The organism is Bacillus sp. BK450, assembly GCF_004364885.1.
Classification (GTDB): Bacteria; Bacillota; Bacilli; order Bacillales; family Bacillaceae; genus Bacillus; species Bacillus safensis.
Window position 1 is genome coordinate 493,149 of record NZ_SOBQ01000001.1, and the last position, 13,265, is coordinate 506,413.

Genomic DNA, 13,265 nt, shown 5'->3' on the forward strand with positions numbered 1-13,265 from the left:
AAACAGATGAAACGTGCGTCAACGATTGTTTTTCAAAACGGTTGTTGTTCGCTCAATCAGGCGAAATGGCAGCATTCTTTTTTCTGATTTCTCTCCCTTTAATGCCCGGTCAAACAAGTCAAACGCTTCCTGTCCCATTTGTTTGAGGGGAATATGAATGCTGGAAATCCCCAAAGCCTCACTCAATTGGTTATTTTGAAAGCTGAGTATGGCTGGTGATTCTCCTACTTTTATGTCATGACGCTGCGCCTCTAATAAAAAGCCGGCAGAGACTTCGTCATTTGTAATAAATAAAGCTGTAGGACGATTTTTCATTTCCTGCCATTCTGCAAATAATTGCTTCCCATCAAGCAGGGATAACTTCCCTTCGATGATCCACTTCTCATCAATGGTCTGCCCGAGCGATTGCATCATGTCTTGATAAGCCTGAAGTCGCGACTCGCTATTCGCTCCTTCTGTTCTGGCGAGAACGATCGCAATTCGTTGATGGCCGCATGCCGCCAAATGATGCAGGCCTTCCTTAAATGCTTGATCATGCGCAATCGACACGGTTGAGCATTGATCGTGCGGCGCAGGATGACAAAATATAATCGGCCCTGATTCCTGCCACTTTAAAATGTGACCATCACTTAACGCATTTGAACAAAATATTAAACCATCTACACGGCGCTCTTTTAAACTCATTAACGCTTCTTTTTCCTTTAATGGGTCATATCCTGTTTGAAATAAAGCAAAATGCATGCCGCGCGCCTGTGCTTTTTCTGCAATACCTGTGACGAGTGCGCTGAAATAAGAGTGTTCAATGTTTGGAAGGACGATGCCAAGCATATTCGAATAGCCCTTCGCTAAATGGACCGCCTGGATGTTTCTCGTATACTTGAGCTCTTTCATCGCTTGTAGAACACGTTCCCTTTTTTCTTCTTTAACATAAGGATGCTCATTCAACACACGTGATACGGTTGTCACAGATACACCCGCTCTTTTCGCAATCTCCCTTATGTTTGCCATTTTTTCTCCTACTTTCTCTTGATATGGTAAGCGTTTCATACTTTAAGATGTATGTGAGCTGAACAAATCACTGGATGGAAAGGGGAATTCAAGATGGGTTTCATCATATGGATTATATTATGTATGACTGTTTTGTTTTCTGCTCGTTTTGCATTGCATCCTTTAGGAAAAGAACATAAAATCAAACCGTTTCAATCAATTGATGATTTTTTTGTTGATAAGGATCGAGAAGAGTGATAAAAAATCACGATGACACTTCCAAGACCTGGACGTTCATCGTGATTTTTTTCATTACTTGATGATCGTCAGCTCTTTCGTATAATTGGTTAAGGTGACTGGACCATCTGCCGTAATGAGAACATCATCTTCAATTCTTACGCCGCCGACTCCTGGGACATAAATTCCTGGTTCAATCGTATACACCATACCTTCTTGCAGAAGGTCGTCATTTGCCTGACTCATAGAAGGAAACTCATGAACAGAAACCCCTAACCCATGTCCAAGGCGATGAGGGAAATATTCACCATATCCCGCTTCTGTGATCAGCCCGCGGGCTTTTAAATCAAGATCACCGATTCTCACGCCGGGCTTACTCATTTCAAGTGCTGCCATTTCTGCATTTAAGACGGTTTGATAGATGTCCTTTTGCTTTTCAGAAGCTTCCTGATAGATGAATGTTCTTGTGATATCTGAGCAATATCCATCGACAATGACGCCAAGGTCAAATAACACAAAATCACCTTTTTTTAAGGCTGCCTGTCCCGGATTTCCATGAGGCTCGCCTGATTTTTCACCAAAGAGAACCATAGTTGAAAAGGACATACCTTGAATGCCTTTTTTCTTTAGTTCATATTCTATGACAGCGAGCACTTCTGTTTCTGTGACTCCTTCTTTTAAGGCGTTAACCCCAATTTTTACACCTTCATCTGCCAATTGAGCCGCTTTTTTCAGTGTAGCAATTTCAGATTCATCTTTAATCAGTCTGAGCTGATTGAGCGCATCTTCAGCCCGGACGAACGTTTCTGCCCCGGTAACAGCTTGGAGCTGTTCAGCTCTTTGAAGCGGAATCGATTCTTTTTCAATCGCAAGACGCGCCGTTTGAATACCGCGTTTTTCTATCGCTGATTGAATGAAATCAAATGGATTCTCATGATCTTCATATCCAATAATATCGCCGAACCATCCTGCATTTTTTGCCTGCTCGACTTCCATTTTAGGCAAAATAAAAAATGGTTCTGCCTCTTGGAACACAAACAGCCCCATCACTCTTTCATGCGGCTCTGTGAAGTATCCAGATAGATAAAACACATTTTCCTTTGTATGTATAAATGCACCTTGAATGTCTTCTTTCTTAAGCCAAGAAGACAAGCTCTTCATTCGGTTCATCATGATCCTCCTCACACGTTTTACTACTGGTCTATTGTATCAGTTTTTGCTTTATTTCGCACAAAAGCGCACTGGCATGAATCCAGTGCGCCCTGATGATTGATTTAAGATGCACGAAGCAGACGCAGACCATTTAAAATGACCAAAATCGTACTTCCTTCATGCCCGATGACGCCAAAAGGCAAATCAAGCACTTGTAAGAAATTCGCACAAATTAACAGACAGATCACCGTTAATGAGAAAATAATGTTTTGCTTAATGATTCGATTCATTTTTCTTGAAAGACGGATCATCTTTGTTAGGTTATTTAAATTGTTCTTCATTAAGATGAGATCCGCTGTTTCTAAGGCAACATCTGTGCCTCCGCCCATCGCAACCCCAACATCTGCTGTGGCAAGCGCTGGTGCATCATTGATTCCGTCTCCTACCATGATGATTGAATTACCTTGTTTTTTTAATTGATTGACCTCATGTACCTTTTCATCTGGAAGACATTCAGCCACTACGGTTTGGATGCCGGCTTCCTGCGCAATCGCTTCAGCCGTTTTTTGCTGATCTCCTGTCAGCATGACGGTTTGGATGCCTAAATCATTTAGTTCTTGAATCATTTTTTTGGCTTCAGGTCTGATTTGATCCTTAAGACCAAGACAGCCAACAACTTTTTCATCCTTTTGAACGTAGACCACTGTGTATCCTTGCGCGGAAAGGTCATCACCTGTCTCTTCAATCTCGCGGTCGATTGACGCCTTACCCGCAAAGTCTTTCTTCCCAATCCGCCACGTTTCTCCATTTAATTGTGCTTTCACACCAAATCCAGAGGTTTCTTCAATGGTGACATGGACTGTTCTTTCTGTTTGGTGCTCTTTTGCCATATCAGAAATTGCTTTCGCTAATGGGTGGTTTGATTGACTCTCAATTTGATAGAGTGCCTGGTAAAAAGCAGATTCATCCTGCCCTTTCGTCATGACAACTTGTTCTACGGCTGGCTTCCCGCTTGTAATCGTCCCCGTTTTATCAAAAGCAATCATACTGCTTGTGCCTAGTTTTTCTAAAAAGACGCTTCCTTTGACAAGCATCCCATTTCTTGCGCCATTTGAGATCAGTGACAGTGCGGCTGGCATAATGGATGCAACAAGAGCACAAGGTGAAGCAACGACCATAAACACCATTGCCCGATAGAAGGTTTCACTCATACTCCAGCCGAGTACAAAATGAGGCAGAACCATTAATACCGCAACGGTGATCAGCACACCTTTTACATAGGCACCCTCGAATTTTTCGATAAATGCCTGGCTTGGCGAAACACTTTCTTGAGCGGATTCAACAAGTTTAATAATTTTATGGAATAACGTTTCTTCATTATGTTTCGTGACTTCCACTGTTAAGGAACCATTTAAATTCACTGTTCCTGCAAATACGTCTTCCCCCTGCCCTTTTTCCTGTGGAATAGATTCGCCTGTGAGGGCAGATTCATCCACACTTGTTCTCCCGCTTAAAATGACACCATCTGCTGCAATGCGTTCCCCAGCTTTGACCATAATCCGGTCACCTGGTGTTAATGATGAAGCGGCGATTTGAATGGTCGTACCGTCTTCTTCAATTAAAGTTGCTTCATCTGGTGCAATGCTCATTAATGCTGTTAAATCTTTCTTGCTTTTATTTGACGTATACGTTTCAAGCGCACCACTCAGTGAGAAAATAAAAATTAAGATAGCGCCTTCTGCCCAATAGCCGATTAGAGCTGAGCCTATTGCTGCGAAAATCATTAAAAGTTCCACATTCAAGGTCTTCGACGAAATCGTTTCTTCAATTCCTTCCTTCGCCTTTGCAAAACCTCCAATAACAAATGCTAGGATGAAAAGAGGAATGCTCCACATGCTCTGATCCTTTAGAATCCATCCAATTAAAATGAGAATCCCCGAGATTCCTGCTGCAATTAATTCTCCGTGCTGTGCCCATTTATGTAAGGACCATTTCGATTCCTTTTGATTTGTCGTTTGGTAAAGTGCTGTATTCTCATTCATGATTGTTTTCTCCTCTCTAATTGATAATCGTTTTCACATTATCAATCGTTACCCGTTTCTTTTTCCATCTATATTTTCTGCTATTTCAAGCTTTTTATTGGTCTGTAACTCATTATAACAGGTTCTGATCAATTTTCAATTAATAATTATTATAATTTCTTTTTGATAATAATTATCATTATTGATATAGATCGTTCCGTCTTCTTCTGAGCACAGTGTATTCAGATGAAAAGCAAACGAACACAAAAAAGAACCAACAGAATTGGTTCTTTCACAAAAAGGATTTGTTCTACGAATTTGTCCACTCTTTGATTTGTTTTTTCGTCAGTGGACCTACATGATTTTTCACCACTTCTCCTTTTTCGTTAATCAAAAAGGTCGTTGGGATGGTGATGATTTGATATTTCTTCATCATTTCTCCGTGTTCATCTAGGATGATCGGGAATGTAAACCTTCTGTCTTTCACAAATTGGGCAACAGCATGTTTACTTTGTTCAGCACCTAGTAAATTCACGGTCAATATGTCAACATCACTCTGATTTTCTTTCACAATCTGTTCAAATTCGGGCAGCTCCATTTTGCAGGACGGGCACCATGTTGTCCAAAAATGCAAAATGGTCTTTTTCCCTTTTTCGGGAACCATCTGCATATCACCATTTAATGTCGGCGCCTTTATCCTTGGCGCCATCACAGGCTCTTTTGCTTCTGCTGCTGCGCTCATGAGAAATAGAAGCATGCTCATCATCAGAAGACTGGCGGGTAGATGTTTACGATTCATCAGGATCTTCCTTCCCAGTTTTCTTATAGCTTGCCCTCTCGATGACGATGACATTCAAGCTTTTTTCAATGTAAGAAACATTGAAACGCCGAGCTCCTTACAAATCGTCGCATAATGCAGCGCAGTCAACAGCAGCATGCCTGTGTTCATCCCTAAAATGACCCCCATCATATTCAAGCTTTCAATTGAACCAAGGAAATACACCATAGAAAAAGAGACGACATGCACCCATATATTATGTAGGAACACATCTTTGATGAGCCCCATTCCGATTAAACATGCTTGAAAAGGCATCACAAACAGATGGCATAAAAAGTATGGCCAAAGCAGCTGTAAATAGACAGCAGCTTGCGGTGAATCAAAAAAAAGCTGTGTGAGCGGGTAAGCAAAATAATACATCACCATCACTGCCGGCACCCCATATCCAAACGTTATGAGAATCGCCTGTCTGACACGTTTTTTCACAAGATCATACTGACCTAAAGCATAGGCTTCAGAGACACTCGGAATCATCACAATCATGATGGAATGAGCGATAAACGCCGGGAAAAAACCGATCGACATTGCGACACCAGCCAGCATGCCGTAATGATCAACAGCAAGTGTTCCAGAAATGCCTGCTGCCACGAGCGCTCCTTTGATTAAAAATGGTTCAACTGCATTGGCAATCGCATGAAAGATGCGCATGCCCGTTGTCGGAATGGAAACGGCTAATAGGCGCTTTCGCACATCACTTCCTCTTAATTCAACAGACCTGACATTCACAGCATTTTTTGCCATGACGTATTGGGAGTATAAATAAATAAAGACAACAAGATCACTCGCAACAATGACACCAATGGCGATGAGTACTGCTGTTTCAATATCAAACGAATACCAATGAAAAAACAAAAACAAGCAGATAAGCTGGATCGTTTTCTTCAGCATATTGGCTAAAGCAATTCTGCCCATTTGCTGCTTTCCCATAAAATAGCCGCGGGCAATGGAGGTAAACGCAATAATCGGGATAAGTGACAGCACTAGGCCCTTCATCAGCGGATGATACGACTGAAACACTGGAATGAAAGGCAGTACAATGGCTGCTATAGCTGTTGTTGTACTTGTCACCACAAGTGTCATTTTAAAAGCATGACGGAGCATGCTTTTGTGGAGACGCTCATGTGATTCTGCAATGAATTTAGAAATGGAGACTGGCAGCTCTAAACTGGCGATCACAAGGACAAGCATGATGATTGGAAGGATACTCATATATAAACCCATTCCATGTTCTCCAAGCTCTCTCGCTAAAATCATATTGACTAAAAACTCTATACACTCCGCAATAAAAGCTGCGACAGATAGCAGAATGACCCCTTTTACAAATCGATTCATGTAGCCTCCCCTTGTCTAAAGCAAATTCTTTTCACATTCTATGAGACAAGTCCAAAAAATATTTTAATAATTGAAGACAAAAAAAGAGCAATCTCATTGATCGCTCTTTTTCTTTATACGGCAAACACGTGACGTCCGATGCGTTCTACAATTTTGCGGGAACGAATCCAATGATCTGTTGCCGTTTTTGGATTATAAAAATAGATAGCCTTTGTTGTTCTGTCATGCTCTTTTACTACCTGCTTCACCGCTTTAATGGAATCTTGATCTGCCTTATCATGAATGCTTCCATTTGATACTGGCTGGAAGGCGTTCCGCTGATAAATCACACCTTTCACGCTGTCAGGAAAAGAACGATGCTCCACCCTGTTTAAAACAACGCTTGCCACCGCTTTTTTCCCTTCGTAAGATTCACCTTTCGCTTCAGCATGTACCAATCGAGAAAGCAAATCCATTTCTTCATTAGAATACTGTTTGCCGCTTGCCTTATTCGTCGTTTCAGATTTTACTTTTTTCTTTTGCTTCGGTTTTGAAGACTTTTCTTCTGTTGACGTACTTAGCATTTTCACTTTTGGCTGACGCTTTTCTTCAGAAAATGCTGGGATGACTTGATCGTGGTCTTGATCTATATATGAAAGCTGATGTTTAACAGGTGCTTGTGAAAGTTCGTGACTTAATGTGCCTTGTTGCTCTTGTATATTGTCCATCTTCATTGCTGCAACGAGCATAAGGATGACAAAAAGAGCTGTATGAATTTTAATCATTCGCCTTTTTCCTCCTTTAATCAAAAGTAGGCTGTAAGATACTTGTCCACTCTAACAAGAGCTCATTCTATTTTCACGCACAAAGATTTACATGCCTGTCCAAATTCCGTCATTAAATGGCATGTCCTAGTTGAGCGCACATAAAATGGAATTGTTAGCGCTTAAAAACGTCCCTTTTTCACCTATCATCATCCTTATGCTCCTGATTATGGGTTATTACATTTTCTTTTCATATGTATCAGAGTGGTTTGAAGTGTGACAAAAGAACGAAAATAAAAAAGCTTTCTCTCATCAATGAGAAAAAGCTTTAGCTTCTTGCTTCTGTAAGATATTCAAAAATAACATCTCCACCATGTTTGGCGATCCCGCGAAAATGTTTAAAATCATCTTGATTCACCAAAACAGAACGAAACGTTAGAAAGTCATCTTTTTGGATGGTCACCTGTTTTTCCGTCCCATTCCGTAAAGATTCGAGGATTGTGAGGATTTGTTCTTCAGTCAAAAAAACCGCTCCTTTTCAGCCATGATCAATTATTAAATATACCATTCGTTAGAAGAGCATACAACGAAAACAAAACAAAAACGTCTTTATCCTTTACATTGGTATGAAAATATTGCAAAATACTTTTTAATAGGGAATGAAATCTGTTTTTAAAGGAGAGGGATCGGTTGAAGATTGCAAAAATTGGAAATGTGATCGAATTTAGAAATGGTTTAACAGGTGTAGTTGAAAAAGTGAATGAAAACTCTGTCATTGTGGATGTCACCATTATGGACAACTATAGAGATTTAGAACTGGATTCACTAACAGTCGTTAATCATAAAAACTATAAAATCATCAAAGACTCCGTACATTAATTTGCAATCCTCAATTCAGACGATCGGTACATACGAAGCAAAGCTAATCACGATTTGGCCAAATTGTGAAAGCTATTTCAATACCCTTCTTTTTCATTTTAAAAAATGATGAGATGCAGTATTAGCTCTAGACAGGAGAACACTAATATGCAAAATTCCAATGATATCATTGTACGTTTTGGAAAAATGGAAGATGCTGAAATGACTTTAGAAATACAGAAATCTGTTATTGCTGAATCAGATTATCTACTTACATCGCCTGAAGAAAACAAAAAAACCCTCTTAGAACACAGGGAATGGATACAGAAAAGAATAGAAAATGAAAATGAGACGTACATAGTTGCTCAAACTGATGAAAAAGTCATTGGATGGATAGCCTTTGAACATTCATCAAATAGAAAAAGAACTTCCCATACGGGTTCTTTCGGGTTGATGGTGCATAAGAGCTATAGAGGTTTAGGCGTTGGGGAAATGCTGCTAACAGAATTATTACATTGGGCAGAAAAGAACCCTTCAATTGAAAAGGTTAGTTTAGCCGTTTTCTCAACAAATCAAAAGGCCATTTCTTTGTACAAAAAGATGGGGTTTATTGAAGAAGGACGTAAAATAAAAGAATTTAAAATAAATGATCATGAATACTGGGATGATGTTTTAATGTATAAGCTTGTTTAATGCTGTGAAAACGAATTGCAGAAGTAAGGACATAATATCAATTGAGTCATCAATTTGTTATGTCCTTTTCTTATTTTTACCTGACTTCATATGAAGAAAGCATCAATCTCTTTTCATATGAAAGGTTTGCATTTCCGCCTTCGTCTTGTACATCTCGACTTCCTCGGGTGTGATCACTCCTTTATCAATCAAGAGGGCAATCACTCCAAGCAATGTGGAGGCACTCCATTTATACCGTTCCTTGTTTTGATGTTCAAGCATTTGAAGCTCTTCCTTTAGCTCCATTAGCAGCTGCTCTGCCCGCTCTTCTTTGTTTGCCAACTCAAACGCCTCCATTTATCATTCATTGCCTCTATTTTATCTTACATCAAATGAGATAAGCAAAAAAAAGCATGATCCCTCTTTACAAACATACGTTCTGTCATGTATAATATATTTACGAGCTGGTAGCCCCCAGCCGTCCTAGCAAGTTCTATTCCCATTCGTATGAGAAGAGTGACATGACTCTTCTCTTTTTTTATGGTTGATTCGCTTCAATCTCATAAAAAAAGACATGCATTCTGCATGTCTTTTCCTATTTATTACCGATTATCAATCGTCTCCGGATACATATCATGGTTCATCATACGGTATTCTGCCATTTCCTCATATTTCGTGCCTGGTTTCCCGTAGTTCGTATACGGGTCAATGGAAATACCGCCTCTTGGCGTAAATTTGCCCCAAACTTCAATATACCTTGGGTCCATCAATTCAATCAGGTCGTTCATAATAATGTTCATACAATCCTCATGGAAGTCACCATGGTTACGGAAACTGAACAAATATAATTTTAGCGATTTACTTTCGACCATGATTTCATTTGGGATATAGCTGATATAAACTGTCGCAAAATCCGGCTGACCTGTTTGCGGACATAGTGATGTAAATTCTGGGCAGTTGAATTTCACAAAGTAATCTCTGTTTGTATGTTTATTCGGGAACGTTTCAAGCACTTGTGGTGCATAATCAAATAAATAATTGGTTCCTTGGTTTCCTAGTAACGTGACACCTTCTAATTCTTCTGGTTTTCTTGTCGTCATGTCATCTCTTCCTTTCTATACGCCTCGTTTATTCCCCCACAATAACGTGTGCAGCTGCGGCAGCACTCTTACGCGGTTTAAATCTGGATCTTGCGCGACTTGATCGACAAGCGCTTCATATTTCTTTAATAAATGCGTTAATAAGTACGCATCATCACCTGTCGTTGTGTCATCATTTCCTACCTGCAAATAAAAAGGAAGCTCAGGATATTTCGCATGAACATCCTTCGCATACGCAAGATCACGATCGTCAAAAATCACGACTTTCAGGCTAGCATGCTGCAATCTATTCCCACTTTTCAGCTCATCTATAATACGTGTTAGTTTCGTAAAATCTGTTTTCATATTCGAGCTTGGCGGCTTAGGAGAAATGGTTAAATCATCAATTTTCAAAAACCATTCCTGATACATCGTCCCTTGTGTTTCAAGCGCTGTATCAATTCCTTCTTCATGCAGTAAATCAATAAGGGATTCCATTTGTTTTAAAAGCGCCGGGTTTCCCCCTGAAATGGTGACATGAGAAAAAGCCTGTCCGCCTATTCTTTTTAATTCTTTGACAATGTCTTCTGCCTCAAGCCACTGAATGTCATGCTTCGCTGAGCCATCCCATGTAAAAGAGGAATCACACCAGCTGCACGAGTAGTCACAGCCAGCCGTTCTGACAAACATGGTTTTTTGTCCAATGACCATTCCTTCTCCTTGAATGGTTGGACCAAAGATTTCTAATACGGGAATCGCTTTAGCCATTGATCTCAACTCGTTTCGGACGGTAAGTGCAATAGCTTGTTGGTGTCTCTCTGACAAAGACTTGAACACATGTCGGCTTGTTCGCTAAAGTCGATAAATACGCTGCGACTTTGTCATGTACGGTCTTTGCCACCACCTCAGTGGTTGGCATCGCGTATCGATCGTTTGATGAGAATTCCTCATGATCATTGAGCAGCGTGTGATCGTACTGCCCATGAATGAGCTTCTTCAATGTACTGAAATTGACAAGGAAACCCGATTCATCTAGCTCGTCTCCCGCAATCGTGATATTGATGGTGTACGTATGACCATGAACACGGCTGCATGCGCCCGCATCTTCTCGCGGGATGAAATGGGCAGCAGATACATGCATGTCTTTATTTAATTCAAATGAAAATGGATGATCGGTTTGTGGATAGATTTGAGAAAGCATTTATTTTGCCTCCTTCATTTCCATATAAGTGTCATAGCCATTTTTCCGCAGCTTACACGCAGGACATTCCCCGCAACCATCAGAGATGATGCCGTTATAGCAAGTGAGCGTTTCATTTTTCACAAAATCCAGCGCATTAAGCTCGTCTGCCAGCTTCCATGTTTCTGCTTTATTCAGCCACATCAGTGGTGTATGAATCACAAATGGTTTTTCCATTGCTAAATTCACTGTGACGTTGCAAGATTTCACAAACTCGTCACGGCAATCTGGATAGCCGCTAAAGTCTGTCTCACAAACACCTGTGATAATATGTCTTGCTCCAATTTGATACGCTAATATAGAGGCGAAGGATAAGAACACTAAGTTTCTTCCTGGTACAAATGTGGAAGGAAGCTCTCCTTCTTTTTCCTCAATGTCAATGTCATCTCTTGTTAAAGCATTAGGTGCGAGTTGATTTAAAAGTGACATATCTAATAGATGATTCTTCACACCTAATTTGTCAGCGATTCTTTTGGCGACATCAATTTCTTCTTGATGACGCTGATTATAATGAAAGGTCACTGTTTCTACCTCTTCAAATTGTTGAAGTGCCCATAATAAACAGGTCGTACTGTCCTGTCCCCCGCTAAAGACAACGACTGCTTTTTCATTTTTCATTTTCTGTTCTCCTCCTTTTGCAGATGGTACAACCGTACAACACTGCATCTGAAAGGCTCCTGAAAACCCCTATTTTTCTCAAAAGAAAAGACACCTTTACATGTGTATGAGGTGTCCCAGCCATAAAAAATAAAAAATGCCACATCCAAGGATACGGCAAGTCCTTAGTTTTTTATAGAGGGTTTTGCTAGAACCTCTCCCGTCTTCACGGATTTTTGTTCAATTTTCACAGAGGATAGTGTACCACATATTTTTCTTGCAGGCTATTCTTTCTTTACTTATCTAGCGGTGCAGGCACTTTTTTTAGACAAAGAAAGAGGATAAAAGAGATGCTGACATAGCCAAAAACCGGATAAACCGTTGAAATCAGTGTACCGTAACCAATTTTACTAATCACATAGCAGCATATGAGAATAAGGGATATCGTAAAGATGCTGTTCATTCGGATATATGCCCTCACTTGTCTCTCCAGCCCGTATAAATTACCTATGACGGATGTAAAAACTTCACCGAAGATGACAAATAAATAAATGAGATGAATCGAGTTTGCAACTTGATACACCACCTGGGCCATTGGAATATCAAACGCCTCCAGCATATCTAATGAAGAAAGAGATAAGAAGCAAGCAAGCAAAATGAGTGTCAGCATGACGCCCCCAAGCACCGCTCCCTTTTTAATGACTGCTTCAGAGGTCATTTCATTTGCGACGGGTACTAACACTGCCTGTGACAGTGCTAAATTAAAGGCACCATATGACACTGCTGATAATATCCACTCGCCCTCACCCATTTGCAGCGCAAGAACATAACTTTCACTGCTGCTAAACACAAATGAATCAAGAAACACGATCATTGAAAAGAAAATCAGCATTGGAACGACAAGGACGTTGACTCCAAATAGCCCTTTTGAACCTTTAAAGAGTACAATGACGCTCAGAATGATCGTCAAAAAGATCCCATATTCCTTCGATATACCAAGTTGTTCTTCAAAAATAGCCCCTGCGCCTGAAATCATGACTGAGGTGACACCAAGTAAAATAAAAAACATGACAATATTAATATATCGACTCGCAGCTGCGCCAAATAAAAAACGGTTCATATCTTGATAAGATTCTGCTTCGATTCGTTTCGAAATCAGCATCATTTTTGCCCCAAGGCCAGTAAAAATAACACCGCTAATCAGGATTCCTAATAGTCCAATCCAGCCAAAACGAACAAAAAATTCTACGATTTCTTTCCCTGTCGCAAACCCAGCTCCAACCACTGTTCCTACATATACAAAGGCAAGCTGAAAAGCGGATTCATTTGAACGTTTCATGTGACCCCTCCGCACCCATCACTTTCGATTGTTCCTTTTTTATCCTATGAGACAAGTTCCTTGAAAAGAAGGACAAACCATGATTAAATGCAAAAAAGGATTTTTATTCCCCTTTGAGCAAAACAGTTGAAAGTCAAAATAGGTCAGAGTATACTATAGTCAAAGATGGT

The 13,265-nt window shown here is 40.3% G+C and carries 16 protein-coding genes and 1 riboswitch; of the genes, 3 read left to right on the top strand and 13 right to left on the bottom strand.

The window, feature by feature from the left end; genetic code table 11:
- Window positions 1-18 precede the first annotated feature (18 nt).
- Window positions 19-1,008 carry a LacI family DNA-binding transcriptional regulator gene (locus EV579_RS02505; RefSeq protein ID WP_034623345.1) on the bottom strand — a complete coding sequence of 330 codons (990 nt, stop codon included), beginning with the start codon at window positions 1,006-1,008 and terminating at the stop codon, window positions 19-21.
- Window positions 1,009-1,101: 93 nt separating this feature from the next.
- Between EV579_RS02505 and EV579_RS18900 the strand changes: the two genes are divergently transcribed.
- Entirely contained in the window at window positions 1,102-1,245 is a 144-nt protein-coding gene (locus tag EV579_RS18900; protein ID WP_162842493.1) for a hypothetical protein, read from the top strand.
- Window positions 1,246-1,299: 54 nt separating this feature from the next.
- Here the strand turns inward: EV579_RS18900 and EV579_RS02510 are convergent, their stop codons facing one another.
- The 6 genes from EV579_RS02510 to EV579_RS02535 all read right to left on the bottom strand — a co-directional run bounded on the left by EV579_RS02510 (window position 1,300) and on the right by EV579_RS02535 (window position 7,833).
- Window positions 1,300-2,394, bottom strand: coding sequence for a M24 family metallopeptidase (locus tag EV579_RS02510; RefSeq protein ID WP_133743882.1), 1,095 nt, complete (start codon window positions 2,392-2,394; stop codon window positions 1,300-1,302).
- A gap of 104 nt (window positions 2,395-2,498) precedes the next feature.
- Window positions 2,499-4,418: a heavy metal translocating P-type ATPase gene (locus EV579_RS02515; protein ID WP_087977257.1), complete on the bottom strand. Its 1,920-nt coding sequence runs from the start codon at window positions 4,416-4,418 to the stop codon at window positions 2,499-2,501.
- A 289-nt stretch (window positions 4,419-4,707) separates the two neighbouring features.
- Complete coding sequence (stoA, locus tag EV579_RS02520) at window positions 4,708-5,196, bottom strand: endospore biogenesis thiol-disulfide oxidoreductase StoA (RefSeq protein ID WP_133743883.1); 489 nt, start codon at window positions 5,194-5,196, stop codon at window positions 4,708-4,710.
- A gap of 54 nt (window positions 5,197-5,250) precedes the next feature.
- The gene (locus EV579_RS02525; RefSeq protein ID WP_024424690.1) at window positions 5,251-6,567 is read right to left on the bottom strand and encodes a polysaccharide biosynthesis protein; all 1,317 of its coding nucleotides are present in this window, start codon (window positions 6,565-6,567) and stop codon (window positions 5,251-5,253) included.
- 113 nt (window positions 6,568-6,680) lie between these two features.
- Window positions 6,681-7,331, bottom strand: coding sequence for a cell wall hydrolase (locus EV579_RS02530; protein ID WP_125586305.1), 651 nt, complete (start codon window positions 7,329-7,331; stop codon window positions 6,681-6,683).
- Between the two features lie 307 nt (window positions 7,332-7,638).
- Window positions 7,639-7,833, bottom strand: a complete 195-nt coding sequence (locus EV579_RS02535; protein ID WP_024424688.1) for a hypothetical protein — start codon at window positions 7,831-7,833, stop codon at window positions 7,639-7,641.
- A gap of 167 nt (window positions 7,834-8,000) precedes the next feature.
- Here EV579_RS02535 and EV579_RS02540 point away from each other — a divergent pair, with 167 nt between their 5' ends.
- Window positions 8,001-8,189 (top strand): YkvS family protein, encoded by a 189-nt coding sequence (locus tag EV579_RS02540; RefSeq protein ID WP_003211747.1) that lies wholly within the window; start codon window positions 8,001-8,003, stop codon window positions 8,187-8,189.
- Between the two features lie 147 nt (window positions 8,190-8,336).
- A complete protein-coding gene (locus tag EV579_RS02545; RefSeq protein ID WP_133743884.1) occupies window positions 8,337-8,861 on the top strand; it encodes a GNAT family N-acetyltransferase in 525 nt (174 codons plus the stop codon).
- Window positions 8,862-8,963: 102 nt separating this feature from the next.
- On the opposite strand, the gene EV579_RS02550 is transcribed toward EV579_RS02545, so the two are convergent.
- The 6 genes from EV579_RS02550 to EV579_RS02575 form a co-directional block, all read right to left on the bottom strand.
- On the bottom strand, window positions 8,964-9,182 hold the full coding sequence (locus EV579_RS02550; RefSeq protein ID WP_024426840.1) for a hypothetical protein: 219 nt from the start codon (window positions 9,180-9,182) through the stop codon (window positions 8,964-8,966).
- A 260-nt stretch (window positions 9,183-9,442) separates the two neighbouring features.
- A complete protein-coding gene (queF, locus tag EV579_RS02555) occupies window positions 9,443-9,940 on the bottom strand; it encodes a preQ(1) synthase (RefSeq protein WP_024426839.1) in 498 nt (165 codons plus the stop codon).
- Window positions 9,941-9,955: 15 nt separating this feature from the next.
- Window positions 9,956-10,687, bottom strand: a complete 732-nt coding sequence (queE, locus tag EV579_RS02560) for a 7-carboxy-7-deazaguanine synthase QueE (protein ID WP_056766298.1) — start codon at window positions 10,685-10,687, stop codon at window positions 9,956-9,958.
- Complete coding sequence (queD, locus tag EV579_RS02565; RefSeq protein WP_133743885.1) at window positions 10,680-11,120, bottom strand: 6-carboxytetrahydropterin synthase QueD; 441 nt, start codon at window positions 11,118-11,120, stop codon at window positions 10,680-10,682. Before queD ends, queE begins: the two co-directional genes overlap by 8 nt.
- Complete coding sequence (gene queC, locus EV579_RS02570; protein WP_024424683.1) at window positions 11,121-11,777, bottom strand: 7-cyano-7-deazaguanine synthase QueC; 657 nt, start codon at window positions 11,775-11,777, stop codon at window positions 11,121-11,123.
- A 158-nt stretch (window positions 11,778-11,935) separates the two neighbouring features.
- A riboswitch (PreQ1 riboswitch) is annotated at window positions 11,936-11,980 on the bottom strand.
- 71 nt (window positions 11,981-12,051) lie between these two features.
- Entirely contained in the window at window positions 12,052-13,095 is a 1,044-nt protein-coding gene (locus EV579_RS02575) for a YkvI family membrane protein (protein ID WP_073204958.1), read from the bottom strand.
- Window positions 13,096-13,265: the final 170 nt, after the last annotated feature.